The organism is Roseofilum sp. (assembly GCF_982964205.1).
Genome location: NZ_CEZBFX010000029.1, coordinates 1 through 23,078 on the forward strand (window position 1 = coordinate 1; position 23,078 = coordinate 23,078).

Annotated in this window: 17 protein-coding genes and 1 riboswitch; of the genes, 9 read left to right on the forward strand and 8 right to left on the reverse strand. The window is 43.1% G+C overall.

Going from position 1 to position 23,078, the window contains the following annotated elements; all coding sequences use genetic code 11:
• Positions 1–81: 81 nt before the first annotated feature.
• Positions 82–399, reverse strand: a complete 318-nt coding sequence (gene trxA / locus AC3A14_RS09745; RefSeq protein ID WP_318732188.1) for a thioredoxin — start codon at positions 397–399, stop codon at positions 82–84.
• A gap of 217 nt (positions 400–616) precedes the next feature.
• Here trxA and fabG point away from each other — a divergent pair, with 217 nt between their 5' ends.
• Positions 617–1,363 carry a 3-oxoacyl-[acyl-carrier-protein] reductase gene (gene fabG, locus AC3A14_RS09750; RefSeq protein ID WP_318732187.1) on the forward strand — a complete coding sequence of 249 codons (747 nt, stop codon included), beginning with the start codon at positions 617–619 and terminating at the stop codon, positions 1,361–1,363.
• 62 nt (positions 1,364–1,425) lie between these two features.
• On the opposite strand, the gene AC3A14_RS09755 is transcribed toward fabG, so the two are convergent.
• The gene (locus AC3A14_RS09755; RefSeq protein ID WP_318732186.1) at positions 1,426–2,502 is read right to left on the reverse strand and encodes an ATP-dependent 6-phosphofructokinase; all 1,077 of its coding nucleotides are present in this window, start codon (positions 2,500–2,502) and stop codon (positions 1,426–1,428) included.
• Between the two features lie 146 nt (positions 2,503–2,648).
• Between AC3A14_RS09755 and era the strand changes: the two genes are divergently transcribed.
• On the forward strand, positions 2,649–3,626 hold the full coding sequence (gene era / locus AC3A14_RS09760) for a GTPase Era (RefSeq protein WP_318732185.1): 978 nt from the start codon (positions 2,649–2,651) through the stop codon (positions 3,624–3,626).
• 140 nt (positions 3,627–3,766) lie between these two features.
• Here era and AC3A14_RS09765 read toward each other — a convergent pair whose 3' ends face one another.
• The 3 genes from AC3A14_RS09765 to AC3A14_RS09775 form a co-directional block, all read right to left on the reverse strand.
• Entirely contained in the window at positions 3,767–5,569 is a 1,803-nt protein-coding gene (locus tag AC3A14_RS09765; RefSeq protein ID WP_318732184.1) for a M3 family oligoendopeptidase, read from the reverse strand.
• A 166-nt stretch (positions 5,570–5,735) separates the two neighbouring features.
• Complete coding sequence (locus AC3A14_RS09770; protein ID WP_318732183.1) at positions 5,736–7,103, reverse strand: UDP-glucose dehydrogenase family protein; 1,368 nt, start codon at positions 7,101–7,103, stop codon at positions 5,736–5,738.
• Positions 7,104–7,184: 81 nt separating this feature from the next.
• Entirely contained in the window at positions 7,185–8,129 is a 945-nt protein-coding gene (locus tag AC3A14_RS09775) for a UDP-glucuronic acid decarboxylase family protein (RefSeq protein WP_318732182.1), read from the reverse strand.
• Positions 8,130–8,319: 190 nt separating this feature from the next.
• Here AC3A14_RS09775 and AC3A14_RS09780 point away from each other — a divergent pair, with 190 nt between their 5' ends.
• Both AC3A14_RS09780 and AC3A14_RS09785 read left to right on the forward strand, forming a co-directional pair.
• Complete coding sequence (locus AC3A14_RS09780) at positions 8,320–10,644, forward strand: eCIS core domain-containing protein (RefSeq protein ID WP_318732181.1); 2,325 nt, start codon at positions 8,320–8,322, stop codon at positions 10,642–10,644.
• Positions 10,645–10,903: 259 nt separating this feature from the next.
• Positions 10,904–11,938, forward strand: coding sequence for a DNA cytosine methyltransferase (locus tag AC3A14_RS09785; protein ID WP_318732180.1), 1,035 nt, complete (start codon positions 10,904–10,906; stop codon positions 11,936–11,938).
• A gap of 5 nt (positions 11,939–11,943) precedes the next feature.
• Here the strand turns inward: AC3A14_RS09785 and AC3A14_RS09790 are convergent, their stop codons facing one another.
• From AC3A14_RS09790 to thiC, 3 genes are all read right to left on the reverse strand, one after another.
• The gene (locus AC3A14_RS09790; protein WP_318732179.1) at positions 11,944–12,636 is read right to left on the reverse strand and encodes an MAE_28990/MAE_18760 family HEPN-like nuclease; all 693 of its coding nucleotides are present in this window, start codon (positions 12,634–12,636) and stop codon (positions 11,944–11,946) included.
• A 2-nt stretch (positions 12,637–12,638) separates the two neighbouring features.
• Complete coding sequence (locus tag AC3A14_RS09795; protein WP_318732178.1) at positions 12,639–13,739, reverse strand: DUF262 domain-containing protein; 1,101 nt, start codon at positions 13,737–13,739, stop codon at positions 12,639–12,641.
• Positions 13,740–14,085: 346 nt separating this feature from the next.
• Positions 14,086–15,471: a phosphomethylpyrimidine synthase gene (gene thiC / locus AC3A14_RS09800; protein WP_318732177.1), complete on the reverse strand. Its 1,386-nt coding sequence runs from the start codon at positions 15,469–15,471 to the stop codon at positions 14,086–14,088.
• A gap of 8 nt (positions 15,472–15,479) precedes the next feature.
• Positions 15,480–15,578: riboswitch (TPP riboswitch) on the reverse strand.
• Positions 15,579–15,898: 320 nt separating this feature from the next.
• Between thiC and AC3A14_RS09805 the strand changes: the two genes are divergently transcribed.
• The 5 genes from AC3A14_RS09805 (at position 15,899) to AC3A14_RS09825 (ending at position 23,060) form a co-directional block, all read left to right on the forward strand.
• Positions 15,899–16,285, forward strand: coding sequence for a hypothetical protein (locus tag AC3A14_RS09805; RefSeq protein WP_318698271.1), 387 nt, complete (start codon positions 15,899–15,901; stop codon positions 16,283–16,285).
• Between the two features lie 146 nt (positions 16,286–16,431).
• A complete protein-coding gene (gene ygfZ / locus AC3A14_RS09810) occupies positions 16,432–17,397 on the forward strand; it encodes a CAF17-like 4Fe-4S cluster assembly/insertion protein YgfZ (RefSeq protein ID WP_318732176.1) in 966 nt (321 codons plus the stop codon).
• A 174-nt stretch (positions 17,398–17,571) separates the two neighbouring features.
• Positions 17,572–20,898, forward strand: coding sequence for a PAS domain S-box protein (locus tag AC3A14_RS09815; RefSeq protein ID WP_318732175.1), 3,327 nt, complete (start codon positions 17,572–17,574; stop codon positions 20,896–20,898).
• Between the two features lie 15 nt (positions 20,899–20,913).
• Positions 20,914–21,615, forward strand: coding sequence for a response regulator (locus tag AC3A14_RS09820; protein WP_318732189.1), 702 nt, complete (start codon positions 20,914–20,916; stop codon positions 21,613–21,615).
• Positions 21,616–21,617: 2 nt separating this feature from the next.
• Positions 21,618–23,060 carry a diguanylate cyclase domain-containing protein gene (locus AC3A14_RS09825; protein ID WP_318732174.1) on the forward strand — a complete coding sequence of 481 codons (1,443 nt, stop codon included), beginning with the start codon at positions 21,618–21,620 and terminating at the stop codon, positions 23,058–23,060.
• Positions 23,061–23,078: the final 18 nt, after the last annotated feature.

The window sequence follows — 23,078 nt, forward strand, 5'->3', positions numbered from 1 at the left end:
GTGGATTACACAATCTCTATTTTGTCAAGACCTTTAATTGATGACACGCCCTAGACTTTGGGGAAAATTTCTTCAAGTTCGTTAAATCAGGGTTTGGAGGCGAGCAATCAGGGGTTCTGCCTTAATCACGCCTTCAATTTTATCGACGGTTTTCCCCTGTTTAAAGAGGATCAGGGTCGGCAGAGCTTCCACCTGGTACTCAGAAGCGAGTTGGGGGTATTTATCTGAATCAATCTTCACGACTTGGAGAGCTTGGCCCATCTGAGTCTGTACTTGCTCCAAAATTGGCACCATTATTTTGCAGGGGCCGCACCAAGTGGCGTAGAAATCGACCAAAACTGGAACATCGGATTGGGCCAGGAGGTCAGCAAAACTCTTAAATTGTTTGTTAACCGCCATATTATATCAATTAAAAATTGGGTATGGGTTAAAGCAGAGTTACTTCTAGCAACGCTAATACAGGCTCTACAGGGCTACTCTCACCCATTTTACTTCCATTCGATGGTAGCAAACATTTAAGGATTTAATCTCAAATTCTGCAAAAGTTAGGCAATTCCCCCCGTTCTAAGGCAAAATGCCCTCAGCCTAACTTAAGAAATAGCAGGAGAAGTGGTTTATGGGAAACCAATTACAAAATCAAGTGGCCTTAGTAACCGGAGCGTCTAGGGGAATTGGTCGGGCGATCGCCCTTTCCTTAGCCGCAGAAGGGGCGAAAGTAGCAGTTAACTATGCCAGCTCTAGCGGTGCAGCCGAAGAAGTCGTCAGTCAAATCAAAGACCAAGGAGGAGAAGCGATCGCTCTCGGAGCGGATGTTTCCCAAGCAGAAGCCGTTGATACTCTGGTTAAAGCCGTTATGGATGAATGGGGACAGATTGATGTCCTTGTCAATAACGCCGGGATTACCAGAGATGGCTTACTCCTACGGATGAAACCGGAAGACTGGCAAGCCGTCATTAACCTCAACCTGACCGGAGTATTTCTCTGTACCCGTGCCATCAGTAAAATCATGATCAAAAAACGTCGAGGCCGAATTATCAACATTGCCTCGGTTTCTGGACAAATGGGAAATCCAGGTCAAGCCAACTATAGTGCCGCCAAAGCTGGAGTAATTGGATTTACCAAAACAGTTGCCAAAGAAATCGCCACTCGTGGCGTAACCGCTAATGCGGTTGCTCCTGGTTTTATCGCTACCGACATGACCAAAGATCTAGCAGCAGATGAAATCCTGAAACTGATTCCCCTGGGTCGCTATGGTCAACCCGAGGAAGTCGCGGGAATGGTGCGTTTCTTAGCGGCCGATCCCGCCGCCGCCTATATTACGGGTCAAGTCTTTAACGTTGATGGTGGTATGGTGATGGCCTAATGTCTCGATCCGGTTCGAGATCGGACAAGGGGCCCCTAGCCCCTTGTTGAAACTTGGGAGAACTAATCGCCCAAACAAATTCCTAGACCTCTGGCTGTTTTCACCAACGTGCCTTCAGGATCGACGGTTTGGTAATCTTTAATTGCATCTGAAATGGGCACACTCACGACTTTCCGATGTTGCCAAGTTACCACGTGATCGTACATCTCCTGAGCCACTAAATCGACGGCTGCTACTCCAAATGCCGAAGCCACCAGGCGGTCAATGGGTGCAGGAATCCCTCCCCGTTGGGTATGCCCTAACACCGTCACCCGTGTTTCTGCGCCGATTTCCGAGGTAATCCCTTTAGCAATCTCCTGCCCAATACCTCCATAGCGACTCTCTCCGAGACCAACCACATTGGTCATCGATCCACCTTCAACGCTTTTCACCGCTTCAGAGACAATCACCAGAGAATAGCTTTTACCCAGCTCTCGACGGTTAACAATGTGCTTACAAACCTTCTGAATATCGTAGGGAATTTCGGGAATCAGGATCACATCTGCACCACCAGCAATTCCAGCACTGATGGCAATATGACCCGCATCCCGGCCCATCACTTCTAGAATTAAGACTCGGCTATGGCTGGCGGCAGTAAATTGGAGGCGGTCTAAGGCTTCTGTGGCAATATTAACCGCCGTTTGGAAGCCAATGGAGCGTTCGGTAATGCCAATGTCATTATCAATGGTTTTGGGGATACCGATAATGTTCATATTGCCTTGTTGGGCCAGTTTACGCAGAATAGCTAGAGATCCATCTCCACCAATCACTAATAGGGCATCAAGCTCTAATTGGTGATATCCTTCGATCATTTCTTGGGAGCGATCGAGTAATGTCCCATCGGGCATGGGATAAGCGAAAGGGTCACCCTTGTTGGTGGTTCCTAATATGGTTCCGCCAGTGAGCAATAATCCACGAATGTTTGTACGGGTTAATTCTTTCACTTTTGGAGGACGCTCCAATAAGCCTAATGTGGCTTGATGAATTCCAAAGACTTCATAACCGTAGGTTCCTATGGCATGATAGACCACAGCCCGAATCGCAGCATTGAGACCTGCACAGTCTCCGCCACTGGTCAAAATACCAATGCGTTTTCCCATAACCTTGTGTCCTCCGGTAGCCTTTAAGTTGAATGAAGACAAAGGGCTAAGTAGCCCTTACAGGAGTAAATTAAACTCAAATTCTCTCAAAGTTCGATAACCTCAACTTGACTTAATCTTTGTTCTTTCCTAACTTACGATCCCCCATGACTCATTCTCGCGATCCCCAATCTGAAGCCTTGGACGATATTTCTCCTGCATCCTTTAATTTAATTCCTGAACCCCCTGCTGGCTTTAAGTCTGGGTTTGTGGGGATTATCGGTCGCCCCAATGTGGGTAAATCCACTATTATGAATCAGTTGGTGGGACAGAAAATTGCGATTACTTCCCCGGTGGCCCAAACGACACGCAACCGCTTACGGGGCATTCTGACGACTTCAGCCGCCCAATTTATTTTTGTGGATACCCCTGGAATTCATAAACCCCACCATGAGTTAGGGAAGGTTTTGGTGGAAAATGCGAAGTTGGCAATTAAATCGGTAGATGTGGTGTTATTTGTGGTCGATAGTTCTGTGCCTGCGGGAGGAGGCGATCGCTACATTGTTGAGCTACTCTCTAGTGTGAAACTGCCGATTATTCTTGGTCTCAATAAAGCGGATCAACAACCCGATGATTCTGAAGCGATCGACCAAACCTACGAACAACTCGCCCAAGCTCACCACTGGCCAATCCTAAAATTTTCTGCCCTTACGGGTGAGGGATTAGACTCTCTACAAAACCTGCTGGCAGACAATCTAGAACCCGGCCCCTACTATTATCCTCCCGATTTGGTCACTGACCAACCGGAACGCTTTATCATGGGCGAATTAATCCGGGAACAAATCTTACTCCTTACGCGCCAAGAAGTTCCTCATTCGGTAGCCGTAGAGATTGAACGAGTCGAAGAAACCCCAAAAATCACCCGCGTTTTTGCGGCTATTAATGTGGAACGAGACTCCCAAAAAGCCATTTTGATTGGTAAAAAGGGAGCCATGTTAAAAAGCATTGGTATGGCTGCACGAGAACAAATGCAAAAACTGATTTTAGGTCAAGTTTATCTGGAATTATTTGTTAAAGTCAGACCCAAATGGCGACAATCTCGCACTCGTCTTTCTCAATTTGGCTATCAAGTGGGAGAGGATTAATATAGCGCGAAACGCTAGGGAAGAGAGGATGGTAGCTAGGTTTTAGGATTCAACAGTGTTCTCACTTTGTCCTCCTCTTAGCCTAGCCCGCCCTTCGATAATTTTCTACAAAACAATGAACCATGAATAATTATTCGTTATTAATTTTTAAGGGTTAACGTTTCCTCCAATTGATCGATCAACCCTTGAACATATTCCAGCGCATGGCCAATCGTCGCTGGATCGGTTAAATCAACACCTACATACTGTTTGAGTGCTTTCACCTGATCCACACTTCCTCCTGTCGATAACAACTCTAAATATCCAGGGACAAACTCTTTACCCTGTTGTCGATATTGTTGATAACAAGCCAAGCTAACAATATGGGAAGCGGTGTATTGATAGCAATAGAATGGCTTAAAGAAAATATGACTAATTCTTGCCCAATCATATTGATGTTCGGGCAAAAGGGTAATCGCATCTCCGCAAAGCTGTTCATACAACTTCATCCATTCCTGATTGACAAAATGACGATCGAAACTGCCTTGGGTGGCTCGTTCGTGGATGAGTAATTCTAAGCGACTGATGGTACTCTGCCGGAAGAGTAAGCTTAATTGATCTTCGAGTTGTCCGGTCAAAATGGAGAGCTTTAAGTCCGGATCGGAGGATCCCAGGAGAAAATCTAGTAACAACAATTCGTTAAATGTGGAAGCGACTTCAGCGATAACCATGGGGGGATTGCTGTTAAAATAGCTTTGGCGATCGTCAATCCAGGCAAAATGTAAACCATGGCCCATTTCGTGGGCTAAGGTAAATAGGGAATTATAATCCTCTGTGTAGGAGAGGAGTAAATAACTATGTTTACCATGGCTATAGGCACAAAAAGCGCCACCTTGTTTTCCTGGTCTAACTTTGGCCTCTACCCAATTTTTGAGGAAAAATTCTTCGGCACGACGAGCATAGTTAATATCAAATTGCTCTAAGGCTTTTAACAGGGTTTCCACTCCTAAATTATACGGTAAGGAAGGGCTAGGATCTTGCGTCCAAGGGGCATAAATGTCACAACTACGGATGGGTTCCCCTAGGGTTTTAGCTTTGAGATGGTAATAGCGTTGGAAAAGATCGTAGCGGTCAGCCATCCCGGTCATAATGGCTTGGAATACGGGTTCAGAAACCTGGTCTTCTAAAAGTTGTTTGCTGAGGGTAGAGTCATAGCCTCGCATTTTGTTTTCGAGCTTATGATCTTGGGCAATACTGTTGAGAATATAGCCATAGAGCAAGTTATGCTGCTGCATGACTTCCCGGAGGGAAATATAGGACTGGTAGCGAATTTCTGGGGAAGGATGCAAACGTAAGGCAGAAAGATCGGCTTCGGTTTGGGCAGTTTTTCCTTCTGGGATGGTGACTGGGGTATAGTTTTGTTCGCCTAGGTGCAGAGAACGGAGTTGAATAAAGGTGCTACGACCGGTTAAGTTATCCTGATTTCGGGTTTGTTCAACTTCTTCGGAAAGGGCATAGGGGCGAAATTTGGCAATTTGTTCCAGGTAATGGTAATAGGAGGCTAAAATGGGTGATTTTTGCAGTTTTTCGAGTTGGGATATGGGTAACTTTTTGAGTTCTAAATCAAAAAAGAGAACCTCATTTTCTAGGGTGGTTACTGCTTCCATGATTTGGTCAAGCAGTTGTTTGGCGAGGCTGTTACGGGTATCGGCGGAAAAGACTAAGCTTGGATAGGTCCAAAGGTAGCCACAGGATTGAAAGAGGGTTTCGAGCTGTTGTAAGCAGTCGAGGATTTGCTCTGGGGAGAGTTGGTCAATTTGGCCGCGATAGGTTTGGCGAAAGGTGGTGGCTTGCTGTTGTAGATGCTCCAGGTCTTGTTGAATTTTGGGGTCTTCTAGTCGTTGGTAGAGGTCAGAAAGATCCCATTCTTGGGGGGTTTGGAGTGGGTTGCTGAGTGTGGTCATAGGAGAGATTAGGTCAAAGGCAACAGATTATGGTGCTATAGTTGATTTTAGGTTAGATGGGATTAATTTGACTGAGGAACAGAAACAAAAAAATAAGGGGGACTGAACCCCCTTTTACCGATCGCAATGACAGGCTGAAGTTAAGCGAAGTATTGCTCGAGAAAAACTAGTGGCCAATGCCTACATAACGGAAGCCGGCAGCCTCTAGGGTTTTGCGATCGAGGAAATTCCGACCATCAATCATGACAGGATGGGCCATTTTCTGGGCCATTTTGCCATAATCCAAGTTCAAGAATTGCTGCCAATCGGTGACTAATACCAAAGCATCACACCCATCAGCCAGCATTTCTGGATCAGTTTCTACAATCACATCCGAGAGACCATGACGCATTCCTGACTGGGAGATAATGGGATCGTAGGCTTTCAATTTTGCTCCTAAGCGGCTGAGTTGTTCGATCAAGTTCAGAGCTGGAGCATCCCGCATGTCATCGGTATCGGGTTTGAAGGTGAGTCCGAGCAGTCCAATGGTTTTCCCTTTGAGGATTTTCAGTTCCTGTTGTAGTTTTTCCACTGCCATGAGCCGTTGGCGTTTGTTGACTGTGACGGCTGCTTTGAGCAGTTCGGCTTCATAATTATAGTCATCGGCAGTATGAATTAAGGCAGAAACATCTTTGGGGAAACAGGAGCCACCCCAACCAATTCCGGCTTGTAGAAACTTATTACCAATCCGAGAATCGAGTCCAATACCTTTGGCAACTTGGGTAACATCTGCACCGACTTTATCGCAAATATTCGCCACTTCGTTGATAAAGCTAATTTTAGTGGCGAGGAAAGCGTTCGCAGCGTATTTGATCATCTCCGCAGAACTGAGATCGGTAACCACGACGGGAACCGGAGGTAAGGAGGCATCTGTGCCGACTTTGCGTTCTACAATGGGGGTATAAAGTTCTTGCATCAGAGCGATCGCCTTTTCGTTATTGCTGCCTAAGACGATGCGATCGGGGTTAAAAGTATCATAGACAGCCGATCCTTCCCGCAGAAATTCAGGGTTACTGACCACATCAAATTCCGCTTTAATCTCTTGCTCGCTCAAGCCTTCTTCTTTCTTGCGTTCAGCCATACCATCGAGGACAATCATCCGTACCCAGTCCCCCGATCCAATCGGAACGGTTGATTTATTAACAATCACTTTATAACCATCTCGCAGATGAGACCCAATGCCACGAGCCACGGCTTCCACATATCGGGTATCGCTATCTCCAGAGGGTAGAGCTGGCGTTCCTACAGCAATAAATAAGATATCCCCATGAGCCACTCCAGCCTTTAAATCGGAGCTAAATTCTAAGTTCCCTGCCTGGGCAGATTTTTGCATTAATTCAGACAATCCCGGTTCATAAATCGGGGATTGTCCGGACTTCATCAGCTTGACTTTCTCTTCATTGTTGTCAATACAGATGATGTGGTGGCCGCATTCCGCTAGACAGACACCGGTCACCAAACCAACGTAACCTGTACCAATTACACAAACTTTCATGGGTATACCTCAAGAGACTTGATTTTAGATTTACAGAGAGTAGATGCTTGCCTTATTGGATCTCTTCAATACCGAAAGGGATTATTCAGAGGGAAATAGGCGATCTCCAAAATCGGCGATCGTTTTGTCTAATCCTTCATTCAAGGGAATCGTCGGTTTCCATCCTAGCCATTCCTTAGCGCGAGTAATATCCGGTTTCCGTTTTCGGGGGTCATCCGCAGGAAGAGGCTGATACTGAATTTGGGCATCTGGATTAACCCTTTGTTGAATTTTTTGGGCTAATTCCAGAATTGTATACTCATCAGGATTTCCCAAATTGACCGGCCCTTCTTCTTCACGATTATCGCGATTCATCAACCGAATTAACCCTTCTACCAAATCAGAAACATAGCAGAAACTGCGGGTTTGAGAGCCATCACCATAAACAGTGAGCGGAATTCTCTTGAGGGCTTGTACCACAAAATTACTTACCACTCGACCATCATTTTCCAGCATTCGAGGGCCATAAGTATTAAAAATCCGAGCGACGCGAATTTCTAGACCATGCTCTCGATAGTAGTCAAAACATAGGGTTTCAGCAATTCGTTTGCCTTCGTCATAACAGGAACGAATGCCGATGGTATTTACGTTTCCCCGATATTCTTCCATCTGGGGGTGAACATCAGGATCGCCATAGATTTCTGAAGTAGATGCTAGTAATATGCGTGCCTTTACTCGCTTGGCTAGTCCTAACATATTAATAGTTCCCAAGACGCTGGTTTTGGTGGTCTTGATGGGATTGTATTGGTAGTGAATGGGTGATGCTGGACAAGCCAAGTGATAGATCTGATCGACCTCTAACCGGATGGGTTCGGTAACATCATGTCGGATCAGCTCAAAAAAGGGATTATCGAGCCACTGAAGAATATTTCGTTTGTTGCCTGTGTAGAAGTTATCTAAACAGATGACTTCATCACCCGCTTCCATCAAACGGTCAATGAGGTGGGAGCCAACAAAGCCAGCTCCCCCCGTTACAAGGATTCTCATAATGTGTGCAGGTATATTAAGCCAGCAAGGTTATATTAGCCTTTTCCTGGCTGATTTGGTGAGAACTGGAACATTAGTTAAAGTCTGAATTTGAGCGCCCTAGCTCTAGCATCATTATTGACATCTGGGTATAGCTTTCGATAGGGTAAGCAAAGAGTTAAAGTCGCTGGGCGATCGCCCAGAAACCACTATGGCACGTGGACAAATGCGAATCAAAAAACGTCCCTTCACTTCACCTAAGGGCAAAAAAGGATCGATTCTGCAAGCCAAGTTAAACTCTATGGCAGAGGGCAATAATTATACTCCTTCCATGGGCAAAGATTGCCCCCTAGTGCGGAGTGGCAATATCTTAAAGCAAATCATGGAACGAGATGCCCTCAAAGCGCAATCACAACAGGAACAAGGAACTGGGACATCTCAACTCTCACACAAACAGAGCAGCAGAACCCCCTTGTACCCCAATGTCATTCAGTCCTTAACTTCTGGAGTGGTGCAACGAAATGATCGAGAAAAGCCGGTTAATCTATACCCAACTGGGAAAGGGCGGTCTTTACCGGATGAGATTGTAGACAATTTTACTGGGCAAGGGCATCCGGAAGTCGAAGAAGCTGAAGTTCATGTTGATGATGCTGCTGCTCAAAGTATTGGCGCTCAGGCTTATACAACCGGGAAAAAACATATCGTGGTGCAATCAAGGGTCGCCAATGATAAAAAAGTATTAACCCATGAAGCCACCCATGTCGCCCAGCAACATAACATGGATGTGGAGCCAACTATTCCCAATACTCCGATCAATGATACGTTGGAAAAAGATGCCCAAGAGAATGAACAACGGATTACTCAAAATCAACCGGTTTCGGTACAACTCAAGGGTGGAGCCAGTATTCAACGTTCTACGAATCTTATACAGCGATCGCCAGAAACCATTTGGGGAACCCATGAAGATGCCTTAACTCAAGTCATAAAAAGCCCTGGGAAAGTACGTAAAGTTCTCAAAAAAGACTTTTATTCCAACTGGTTTATCGCCAAAGATTATTTAGTCGCCAACAAATGGCACAACAAATCCAAACGTGCCATTTCCGAGAAAAAGTCTCGCTTTGAAAAACTCATGCGGGCCCTATTAGCCGTCCGCGAATATGATACGAATAAACTACTGCGGCACATTCGCGATACCAAACTTCCTGCACAATATCCCCACATGAGGAAGATGGACCCTGCAAAACGACTTTCTTGGGCAGCCGCAGGTAGCACGACTCTAACCTCTGATATTGATGTTAACCTCAAAGGTGCTGGTTCAATTGCTGCTGTTGGTTTATTTAACAAACTCTTCAAAACCCAAGAAAAATGGGCTTATGATGCAGGGACAGTCTACGATGTCAATGTTTATGCCCAAGATTTTATGACCCCAGGTCAAACCAAAACCCTATCTGGAGGACATAAAAAACTCGGCTCTCCCTTTGAAAAACAAGAACAGGATAACCAAGTAACTTTAACTCCTGTCGAAGAAGTTTCACCTCTAACCGATGAAGATAGCATTGCCTTTGAAACCTTCTCCGCGAATCAAGATGTGTGGTCAATGGCTAAGATGCGGATGTATATGACGGATAATGAATGGAATGCTTATAAAGCCGATATGTTGGGCACAGAAATGAATAAGCAAATGATTGCGAACGATCCAGACAGCTATCAGAAAAAAGAACAACTGAAGCAGCAACTTTTAGATGCCGAATATTATTACGAAGACTATCTTGAGAGCATTGAACATGAAGTAAATATCATTAATACCAATGCCAACCATGTTTACGACCGGCTGCATGAGACTCTCGATCAAGGTGGCAATACAGTTTCCGAACACCACAAAGAGGAAACTAAAAAAATGATTGCAGCCAATCTGATTTATGAGCGCAAACTCAATCGAGTACAAACCCTGCGAAATCAGCTCCAAACACTGAAGCAACAGCGCCCTCGCACTCAAGAGGTCATTAAAGACATGAAAGAATGTGGCATTAACTTAAAAAATGCTCTTTCAGAAGCGATTATGTTTTCTAATGAAGCTTACTTTAGTCAAGGAGCAGTTCAGGATGTTGTCCTTGGTTATCAGATTGGACAAGGAATGGCCAAGAAAACAGGCAAAACAGTCGATTTGCAACTGGCAAACCAACTCAGATTACAATCGATGCGCGAACAAGTGGGCGATACCCTGAAAGTCTTGAAAGAATATGCCAATCAACCGGCATGGAAGGGAGTTTATAAAGCAGGTAAATACATTGACCGTATGATCTTAGCGGCAACTTCCCTACTTCCTAATGGATTATCGAATAATTTAACTCAAGATTTCACATTCATCCGAAACCTGGGACAAAAGGCAACTCAGCTCAAAGGTCAAGGAGCTGATCAAACGACTCAACGAGTAGAACTGAATAATCTAATTGGTCAGTCCAGTCTTGCCGATATTCGACGCATTATTATTCGGATTGGTACAATAGTGGATCAACACGCTAATCAAGTGTGGTGATGGCTAATGGGAAAACCATTTTTCCCTTCAAGCGGTAAGGTAGGAGAATAAGTCCTAATTAAACTTCTACAACTCTTACTCTGTCTACCCTACGATTATTTTACTTTATCCTCTTTTCACACACCACAAGCTCTTGATTACCATATGAAATCAAGCCCAAATGTCAAGCGTATGAGATCTTTAGTAAAACTTGTTTTAAGTTACCTCAAAATACGCTAAACTACTCCGTTGGATTGAATATCTTTATAAGAGGGAGTGAATGAATAGAAGTATCTCCACAGTAGATTTATTTTGTGGTGCTGGAGGGCTGACACACGGTTTTGAGCAAGCTGGCATTCCAGTCAACGCAGGATATGATATTGATCTGGCCTGTAAATTTCCTTATGAACACAATAACCCAGCCAAATTTATCTTACAGGATGTGGAAAATCTTAGCGGTTCCGATTTAGCTGAACATTTTTCTGGAATTAGCATTAAAGTTTTAGTCGGATGTGCCCCTTGTCAGCCATTTTCAAGTTATGCAAGACGTTATGATAAGTCTGTAAATTCAAAGTGGAAACTATTGCAAGATTTTGCTCGAATTGTCAAACAATGCGAACCAGATATTATTTCAATGGAAAATGTACTGCACTTAAAAAATCATGCAATTTTTCAGGAATTCATTAGCCAGTTGAAAGCCTTAAAGTATTACGTTAATTCTCATGAAGTCAATTGTCTTAATTACGGAATTCCTCAATCTCGAAAACGATTGGTCTTGCTGGCTTCAAAATTTGGCAAAATCAACCTCATTCCACCAACACATAACCCGAATAATTACCAAACCGTCAGACAAACTATTGAAAATTTAGAATCCCTGTCAGCAGGGCAATTTTCTCAAGTAGATCGTCTCCATAAATGTAGTAAACTTTCTGAACTCAATCTGCGCCGTATTCGTGCTTCTAAACCGGGAGGGACTTGGCGAGATTGGTCTCAAGACTTAATTGCAGAATGCCACTTAAAAAGCAGTGGTAAAACCTATCCAGCAGTATATGGTAGAATGGAATGGGATAAACCCAGTCCAACTATTACCACACAGTGTTTTGGTTTTGGTAACGGTCGGTTTGGTCATCCCGAACAAGATCGAGCTATTTCCCTGAGAGAAGCAGCTTTATTACAAACTTTTCCAAGAACATATCAGTTTGTTCCCTCTGATCGACCAGTAGTCTTTGATGTAGTAGGTCGATTAATTGGCAATGCTGTGCCTGTTAAGTTAGGCATGGTTATCGCTCGAAGTATTTTAGAACACATCAAATAGTCAAATTAAGGAGCTTGTATGGAATTATCTAAGTATTCTTGATTTTCTAAATAGTCTTGAATATTTTTTAATATTTGCTGAAGATATTCTATGACCTCTTCCTTCACTTTCAGTAAATCCTCAATACTCGTCTTTTGCCCAATTTCTGCAAAGGATTTATTACCATGTGCTAAATCGTTCCGATGCTGCATTATCTCATATAAATGTTCGCCATGTTTGGTTTTGGAGTAGTCAGTATCAAAAGAGAATCCATACTTTCTCGCTGTTTTGGTAATCTCATCTCGATCGACATTACCTGAAAACAATTCTCTCCGATTCAATCCAGCAGTAATAATATCAAGAGAAATATCCTTCATTCTAGAATGAATAGTATCAGAAGATCGATTCTTGAAGTTATGAATAACTATTTTCTTGATTTCGACTCTCATCAAGTTATAAGAAATCTTTTTACTACTTATTTCATCAAATATAGCTTCTATGGCATTCCGCATAGTTGATTCAACAAGATTGTATAAGATCAAAAAAGCATTCGCTTTAAAAATCTTAGCCAGCTCGGGATTAATAGCAATAGTTTTTTGCTCACCCTTCTCTCCGGACAATACTAATTTTGTTTTTTCTTGGATTAACCCCTCTAGAAATTCAAAATATTGATTAATTTCTTGGACACGGGTATGAAAATCTAAAAGAACTGTTTGCATAGTTAACTTAGAAGTTGATCTCGAACATATTCAATCCGTCGAATGACTTTAGGTCTGGAGTTGCTTGCATCTGAAGTCGTATATTCTTTGAATTCTGGCGAGTCCAGCCATGTAATTGACTTAGGTTTAAGATCGGGTTTTTCTCTCAAGGCAAGTGCAACACCGACAGAAATTGCCTCAAAGCGAATTCTCGGTGTTTTGACATGACCTTTAGATTTACTAAATCCATTGGGGAAGTATTTTTCAACAAAATCTAACATATTATGAAATTCGGTTCGCATGGCATTCTGGTTAATTCTAGAATCGTTATTTTTCTCTAGATATTCATTCAGAAATGCATTAACCTGTCTGTTGAAACTCTGATAGTTCTCTAAATATGCAAAGAAGCGTAAAACAAATTCTTCTGGTTCTCGTTTTTTAACCAGTGCTGCTGATATAGGGCAGAGTTTAATAAATTTTGAATCTTTACCAAGTTCTTCAAGAAGATTGACTAAGGGGCCAGGAGATATACCTCTACGCTTTTCCATTTCATTGAGTTGAACACTACCCGTATTAATACGTTCAAACATATCTCGGCGTGTTTCTTCATCAGCTTTCTCACTCAGCACAATCATGCGAATAGTAACACGGTTAAAACGCCTCTGTCTTGCCAGAGGTAAATCACTGAATTTGAAGTCGTTAAGCAGCTTTAACTTTTCTAGCCCGCAGAGCTTTAGATCGTTATTGAGAAATCTATCTAAAGTTCGGATACGTTGGGTTCCATCAACAATTTCTAACCGACCTAAGTCTTCCTCATTATCTTCTTGTTTTGGTCGCAAATCAGCTACAAAAATATAGGGTATGGGGAGTCCTAGCAATAGAGATTCAATAAACTTTGACTGCCGAGTTTCTTCCCAGATCATCTCTCTTTGATAGTCAGGTATATACAACTCATTCGTATCTTCTTCCAATCCTTCCTTATATTTTTTTACAAGAACTTCTACTGGATATTCCTTGGTGTCATATTCAACTACTTTTTTCTTCTCTCGAATTTCAAGTTCTGCTTCCTCTTTTTGTTCATTTGTTATCTCTGGTTCCACTAGTATTTTGGTAGATTTTGTCATGTAATTCTCCAGTTATAATGGGCAAAAATTCGTCAAACTCTCTACAATTGAGCAATCCTAACATCGTCGTTTTCTTATCGTCGCCGGAATCTTAAGATGAACCAAGGCTTTTTATAAAATACTAGGCTTGACACTCAAGCAGATTTGATTGCGGTCATCTTCAGTATAGCCTATGACTACAGCACCAATAGGAGAACCAACATCAGGATACATTTCTGGAATCATTTCTCCAGTATCTACAAAATCGGTAATCTGAACAATACCTCATTTTTAGAATTCTAGGATATTGGTAATATTGAAACTAAAAAACCCCAGGTTGTAGCAACTGGGGGTATAGGGGTGAAACTTAAACTTGAGCGACTTCTTTCTTTTGCTCTTCCTGAGCTAAGTATTTCTCTAACTCGGTGAGCGCGTCTGCATCTACCTTGGTTTGCATGGGGCAGAATTTAGGCCCGCACATGGAGCAGAATTCAGCCGTTTTGTAGATATCTGCGGGGAGGGTTTCGTCGTGATATTCCCGCGCGCGGTCGGGGTCGAGGGAGAGTTCAAACTGGCGATTCCAGTCGAAATTATACCGAGCGGCAGAGAGTTGGTCATCTCGGTCTCTGGCTCCTAGGCGGTGTCGGGCAATATCAGCAGCGTGAGCAGCGATTTTATAGGCAATTAAGCCATTGCGTACATCTTCGGCGTTGGGAAGTCCTAAATGTTCTTTGGGAGTAACGTAACAGAGCATGGCAGTTCCATGCCAACCGGCGATCGCCGCTCCAATGGCAGAGGTGATATGATCGTAACCAGGCGCAATGTCGGTCACCAACGGCCCCAGCACATAGAACGGAGCTTCCGAACACTCCTCCATCTGCTTCTTCACATTAAACTCAATTTGATCCATCGGTACATGGCCCGGCCCTTCAACCATCACCTGTACATTATGTTCCCAAGCTTTGCGGGTAAGTTGACCTAACGTCTTCAACTCCGCCAATTGTGCCTCATCCGAAGCATCATGGGTACAACCCGGACGCAGAGAATCCCCTAAACTAAACGAAACATCATGTTTCTTAAAGATTTCAATAATATCATTGAAATGGGTATACAGAGGATTTTGCTTATGATGGTGTAACATCCACCGAGCAATAATACCACCACCACGGGAAACAATCCCAGTAATCCGACTTCTCACCAACGGCAAATGTTCAATCAAAATCCCTGCATGGATGGTCATATAATCCACCCCTTGCTGGGCATGTTTATCGATAATATGCAAAAAGTCATCTGGCGTAAGTTTCTCTATTCTACCATTCACACTTTCTAGCGCTTGGTAGATGGGAACGGTACCAATCGGAACCGGGGACGCTTTAATAATCGCTGTACGAATCTCGTCTAAGTTTCCGCCTCCCGTAGACAAGTCCATCACCGTATCTGCACCATATTTAACCGCCAGATTCAGCTTATCGACTTCTTCTTGCAAATTAGAAGAATTGGGAGAAGCACCCAGGTTAGCATTCACCTTACACTTAGAAGCAATCCCGATCGCCATTGGCTCTAAATTTGGGTGATTAACATTCGCCGGAATAATCATCCGTCCCCGCGCAACCTCATCCCGAATCAATTCAGGGGTCAGATTTTCCCGTTGCGCCACATACTGCATCTCTTCCGTAATCAGGCCTTGACGAGCATAATTCATCTGCGTGACATTGGCTTGTCCCCGCCGTTTAGCAACCCATTCAGTTCGCATATGTTTAGTCCTCGAAGTGACAGCTTCCCTCCGCCGGTACTAGCCGGACTCAGGTTCTAAGGGTTTACTCTCAGCCCGATCGCCATCAGGCACCCCTAGCTTGCGCTAAATTTTAACATAATTTGGGCAGGCTAAGAGAAAAATTTGGCCTAGGGGGTCAGGTAGATAGTGCAGACACACATTTTTAATTCTCTTAAGCTTAAGTTCAATTATCTTTCTCTAATTGCTGGAGTCATTTCTCCAGTATCTACAAAATATTGTCCTTTTCCCTTTTGAGTTGCTTTATAGATAGTAACCATTTACATCTTACTTGGTGATGGTAATTGATTGAACATAAATTTACCAGATGGGCTAACCTGAACCACCAGAGTGATTGACAACTGAACCCTAAGTCTTCAACAATAATTAAAAGCCTTTAGCTGACTTCATGAGACCTAAATTTAAGGACACAATCGCATGGCAACAAGCCGAACTACTGATGCAACCTTCCCTCTTGAGGGTAGTCGATAATCTGCGTCAAGTTTTGGAAACCTCACCCTGGAAAGGAACTTATGAAGAGGTGCAAGACCCCTATCCTGGTTATGTATTGTGCTTAACCTATCAGGGAGAAGAAATGCGAGTGAATCTGTGGGAGCTATGTTTCCGTATTTGTTTTCTAGAATACCCAATGACCCATTCTCCCTATGACGCACAGAACGTAGAGATTGATACGAGCTTAATTGATGATACGGGAGATGTTGATTGGATACAATTGGAAGAAAAAACCAAGCAAACGATCGCGGAACTGTTTGAGAGTTTACCCAAAATGAGTTAATGGAGGCGTAGGGGCGGGTTGTTCCTAGGTGTAGGAAATCCACAGGTAACTCTAATAAGCCCGCCCAGTCATTGAATTAGGAGAGTTTTTCCTGCCATTGTTGATTAGGATTAAAGGTGACCTTTTAAGAAGCATCCGTAATTATTATGCCTGAAGAAACAGAAACTTTACTCTACGATCGCACCCATTGGGGCAGAATTGAAGTTAAAGGAAGCGATCGCATCCGCTTTCTACACAACCAGAGTACCAATGATTTCGAGCGCCTGCAACCCGGACAAGGCTGTGATACCGTCTTCGTTACCTCGACTGCTCGTACCCTGGATTTAGTCACAGCTTATCTGACCGAAGAGAGCGTGATTTTACTGGTTTCTCCCAATAGACAGGAACAGCTCTTCAAGTGGATGGATCGGTATATCTTCCCAATGGATCGAGTCGAGCTGGCGGATATTACTGAAAATACTGCTTGTATAAGTTTAATTGGAACTGACAGCGATCGCCTCTTAGAGACCCTTGAAATCGCCCCCTTAACCCACGCTCCCCAAGGAACCCACCAGCAAATTACCCTAGGGGAAATTCCCCTCAGAATAGCAGTAGGCAGTGGGTTAGCAACGGCTGGCTATACCCTTATGTTTGAGGCTCAACACCGAAGAGTTTTAGTCGAAAAACTGATAGCAAAAGGAGCAAAAGAAATCACCGATCTAGATTGGGAGCAGCTACGAATTCAACAAGGTCGTCCCGCACCCGATCGCGAATTAACCGAAGATTATAATCCCCTAGAAGCCGGATTATGGCAAACCATTTCCTTTGAAAAAGGCTGTTACATTGGTCAAGAAACCATCGCTCGTTTAAACACATATCAAGGGGTGAAACAGCAACTTTGGGGTCTCCAACTTTCCCAACCTGTTGATCCTGGAACCCCCATCCAAGTGGGAGAACAGAAAGCCGGAAGCATCACCAGTTGTATCGCTCTTTCAGAAGGAGCGATCGCCCTAGCCTATATTCGCACCAAAACAGGAGGAAAAGGCCTCACCGTTCAAGTCGGCAACCAATCCGCAACTCTCATCGATCTGCCCTTTCTATCTCGTGGGTATTTAGACACCCCATCCCAATAAACAGACCCTCCTTAGTCCCCAACCACACTCAGGTTCTAAAGTTGTCATTAGATGAGGTATTCGATAAGCTATTGAATATACCCTTAACTTCGATTCTCTGATAGTGTGGCTGGGCAATATTTCAAATTAAAATTACCGTGGATTTTCGGGTGTGTCCTATCTCTAGGAATCCTAGTGGTTTGGTCAAAGCTAGAAAGTCAAGACCGGGAATTAGTGCAACAGTCTATTCTAGAAGAGGCTGAAACACTACAAATTCATCTAGAATCACAGTTCAAGGAACAAATTTTAGCCCTACAACGGATGGGAGATCGCTGGGAAGCTGCGGGGGGAACCCCTGAAGTTCTGTGGCAAAAAGACGCTCTCAACTATGTTGAAGATTTTGCCGGACTGCAAGCTTTAGCCTGGGTGGATATGAACCATCAAATTCGTTGGAGTGTCAGTCCTGAAGATCCCCAACTGATTGCCCATATCAACTTAAATCAAAATGCAGATTATAAACGCACTCTAGAGCGCTCATACGACTACCAACAAATGACTCTAACAGAAAATTTTTTACTTTCTGGAGGAGATCGGGGTATTTTGATTGTTGATCCCCTATTCTTAGAGCTTGATCCAAACGCAGAAGACAGTACTTTTAATGGATGTATCGTTTCAGTTGTGAATTTAGAGACTTTGTTCGATCATCTTTTACAACCCTTGCGTCATCATCATTATCAATTAATCATTACTCAGGGAGAGCAAGTCATCTACCAAAAAGAACTCTCTCAAGAAATTGATATAGATCGCAAAGTCATAAAAACGGTTAACCTTTATGGTCAAATGCTCAAATTTACATTATATCCAAAAAAATGGTGGATTCAAAAACTTCATGCTCCTTTTCCCTCTCAATTTTTAGCCGGAGGATTATTAACCAGTTGGAGTATTGCCATTGGGATTGCTATGCTCCAAAGTTGGCGAAATAAACTCAATGTTATTCAGACGATCAATCAGAAACTCAATCAAGAAATGATGGATCGTCAACAAGCAGAATTAAAACTAGAAGAAAGAGAGGCAATGCTACGGAGTTTTTATAATAGCTCTCCCATAATGATGGGAATTGTAGAACTGCTCGAAAATGATGTTTTACATCTGTCCGATAATCAGGCATCCGCTCGTTTTTTTGGTACAACTCCAGAAGCAATGGCCAATCAGCGAGCGAGTCTAATGGGCGCTCCCCCCGAACATATTCAGCAATGGATTAGCCATTACCGAGAAGCAATGGCAACCCAAGAGGCAGTTGAATTTGAGTATGAAAACTATGTAGAAAACAGGTCATATTTCTTGTGGGCAACCGTGAGTTTTATCGGATTTGTCCATCCAGAGCGTCCCCGATTTTCCTATTTAGTACAAGATATTAGCGATCGCCGACTCGCCCAAATTGCTCTGGAAAACAGTGAACAACGCTTTCGAGTGCTAGTCTCCCATTCTCCGGTTGGTATTTTTCAGACCAATCTCCAAGGTCAATGCCTCTATGTTAATCCCCAATGGGCTGAGATGACAGGACGCTATCAACCCGAAAGCTATTTAGGAGATGCTTGGCAGCAAGCCCTACATCCAGAGGATCGAGAAGCTATTTTTGAGGAATGGACTGCATCAAGTCAACAAAGCCGTCCATTTGACCTGGAATACCGTTTTCAGAAACCGGATGGTCAAATCGTTTGGGTTTGGGGAAGTGCGATCGCCGTTCGCAATGATAATGGCGATATTACTGGTTATTTTGGTACAGTCATGGACATCACAGATCGCAAGAAAACTGAAACCACCAATCGCGCTTTAATGGATGCCATCCCTGACTTAATGATTCGATTAAGCCGAGAGGGTCAATTTATCAATGTGATGAACGTCAATCGTACCGATCAAAATGACTGGGGAACTGACAACCGATACCTAGGTAGGTATTTGATCAAACGTCTCCCTCAACTGGTGAGTCCAGAACGAATCGGGTATATTCAAACAACCCTCAATACCCAAACCATTCAGAGCTATGAATATGAAATCTCCCTTGAAGAAAAGGTTTACTGTGAAGAATGTCGTTTGATTCCCTTTGATAATGAGAGTGTATTAGCTGTTATTCGAGATATTACCCACCGCAAACAGCAAGAAGCCGCTCTAGTTTATCAACTCAACAAAGCCCTACTACTGCAAGAAATAACCACTGCTATTCGTCAAAGCCTAGAAATTGACACCATTTTTCAGGTGGCTGCTGAAAAAATTGGCCAAGCCTTCCAGGTAAACCGTTGCTTGATTCATTTTTATAACCCTGAATGGACAGTCTCTATCCCCGTTGTAGCAGAATATTTGAGGGGTAATTATGCTTCTTTGCAAGATTTTGCCGTTCCTCTAGAAGGGAATCCCCATATAGAACAATTGATGAGTCAGGAGGAGGCAATCTCCTGCGATAATGTCTATACCCATCCATTGCTTGCCAATGTGCAACCCACCTGCGAAAAAATCCACCTCAAATCCATGCTGTCAGTAGGGACATTTTACCAAGGACAAATTAATGGAGTGATTGGTCTACACCAATGTGATGATTATCGTCATTGGACCAAAGAGGATATTGAACTGATCGAAGCCTTAGCGGGGCAACTCGGTATTGCCATCGCCCAAGCTTCATTACTAGAAAAAGAAATTAGCCAACGAGAAGAATTAATCCAAAAAAATCAAGAATTAGAACAGGCCAAGGTGATGGCCGATAGTGCGAATCGAGCCAAAAGTGAATTTTTAGCCAATATGAGCCATGAAATTCGCACACCAATGAATGCCGTTTTGGGGTTTACCGAACTCCTTAAACCCTTAATTAAAGAACCCTTATCCCAAGAATACTTACAAGCGATTGCCGCTAGTAGTAAAACCTTACTCTCTTTAATTAACGATATCCTCGATCTGTCCAAAATCGAAGCCGGTAGGCTCGAACTTGACCCTGAACCCACACCTTTAAAAAACATCTTTAAGGATATCTATAATATTTTTCTGCATAAAGCTCAAGATAAAGGTCTTAGTCTCCAGATGAAATTGGATGACCATTTACCAGAGTTAGTCATATTTGATGAAGTGCGTTTGCGTCAAATTTTATTTAATGTGGTTGGAAATGCCATTAAATTTACTGCTTCAGGAACAGTTCAGATTAGCTCACAATGCTCTTTTAATTCTGATAACGAAGATAAAATTAATCTGGAAATTAGGATTAGAGATACTGGAATTGGGATTAGCCAAAGCGATCGAGACCATATCTTTGATGCCTTTACCCAAAGTCAAGGTCAAAGTAACCGTAAGTTTGGCGGTACAGGGTTAGGACTAGCCATTACACGCCGTTTAGTTGATATGATAGGAGGAACAATTGAACTCCAGAGTGAATTGGCTAAGGGCAGTCTCTTTATTTTTCGCTTTCCTGATGTTCCCATTAGTCACTCTCGAGTCCTCGCTAGTGTCCAAGAACAGCCGATTTCTGACTTAAATTAGTTTCAGCCCTCTACCATTTTAGTCGTTGATGATATTGTATCTAATCGAGAACTGATTCGAGGATATTTTAGAGATACGGCTCATACCTTATTGTTTGCTGAAGATGGAGAAGAAGCCATTCGAGTAACGTTTAATCACTTCCCAGATCTGATTTTACTGGATTTGCGGATGCCACGGATGAATGGCCGGGAAGTTGCCAATTTTCTCAAAGAAAGTCAACAAACACAACATATTCCCATTGTCATTGTTACTGCTTCTTCTGAATTTAAAGATGAACAACAACTCAAATCCATCTGTGAAGGATTTGTCCTCAAACCGGTCAAGATAAGTGATTTGATTAGGGTACTTCAGTCCCTACTCCCTCCCTCTCAAGAGCTGGATTCTTCCTCCAGCCCGAACGATATCGCCCCAGTTAATCCAGAAGTCAATTCTTTTGAGCCGGCACTCACTCCGGTTCATTTAGCTGAACTATTAGAAAAACTAACGATTCTCAAAAAAAACTCTTGGGTTAGCTTATCTGAAACGTTAGAAATTGAAGAAGTTGAGCGATTTGTTGAGGATTTACAGGCTCTTACGATACAATATTACTATTTACCCTTGGTCAATTATATTCAAAATTTAGAGAAACAATTGGATAACTTTGATTGGGATATGATACCTCAAACTATACTGAAATTCAAAACTCTTTTAGAGAGTGTCGCAGAGGAGGTGGACTGATCTTGACCGTACTTCTCAACTCTGAAGTCCAATTGATGAAGCCGGAAGATTGTTTATTGCTTGTTGTGGATGATAATCCAGACAATCTGAAAGTTTTGAGAGGTTTACTATCTCCTCCTGGCTATAAGCTGACATTTGCCATGGGAGGAAAACAAGCTCTAGACCGAGTAAAAAAGGCAAAACCTGATTTGATTTTACTGGATTTAATGATGCCAGATATGGATGGTTTTCAGGTTTGCGAGTGGCTGAAAGCGGACTCGGAGTTTAAAGATATTCCCCTCATTTTTTTAACGGCAAGTCAAGAGATGGATCATCTGCTCCAAGCCTTTGAGAAGGGAGCGATTGATTATTTAACGAAACCGTTTCATCCTCCGGAACTCTTGGCACGGGTGAAAACTCATTTAGAGTTAAAGCATTTACGGGAACAAAGTCAGCGCCAAGCCGAAAAAGAGCTGATTTTACTCAAAATTATTCAGGGAATTCATTATTCTCTGAATTTAGAAGAAATTTTAACGACTACAGTTTTCAGTATCCAGGGGTTGTTTGACGCGAGTCGAGTAATGATTTGTCGTTGTGTATCTGAGGGAGAATATGGAATTGTGGCGATCGCCCATTCTGCCAATGCCAAGACACTACCCATCGGTGAAACTGTGAAGATTCAACCCTTAGCCAATCCAGAATCGAAGGATCGCCAGTTTGAGATCTATTATCCAATCGGTCTAGATCGTAAAGAGGTGAAAACGCAACTAAGTGTCCCCATCTATCAACAGAATGACCTGTGGGGTATATTAATTGTCGATCGCGATGATATCTCTAAAGCCTGGAATTCTCCTGAATACCAGATTTTAGTCCGAATTATTGAACAAATTGCGATCGCCATTCAACAGTCCCAATTGTATGATGCCCTGCAACAAGCCAATCAAGAATTAGAGCGTCTGGTGAATGTGGATGCCTTAACCCAAGTCGCTAATCGTCGTTATTTCGATCGGTATTTAGAACAGGAATGGCGACGACTGCTAGGGGAAGCACTGCCATTGTCCCTCATTCTTTGTGATATTGATTATTTCAAGCAATATAATGATACCTATGGTCATATCATCGGCGATCGCTGTCTGGAACAAGTTGCCCAAGCCCTATCTTCGATCCTGAAACGCCCGGCTGATTTAATTGCTCGTTATGGCGGGGAAGAGTTTGCTGCGATTTTACCCAATACTCCTCTCAAAGGAGCAATTACTGTAGCAGAATACATGCAACAGGCGATCGGTGACCTAAAAATTCCCCATATGGCAACCAAGTTACCGGAACCTATTGTGACGATTAGCTTAGGGATTGCTTGTGTCACGCCAACTCCACACTCTCATCTGATCAGACTCTTAGATTTTGCGGATCGAGCATTGTATGAAGCGAAACACAAAGGGCGGAATCGGTATGCGATCGGTGTTTAGGACTATAGCGCTTCGCGC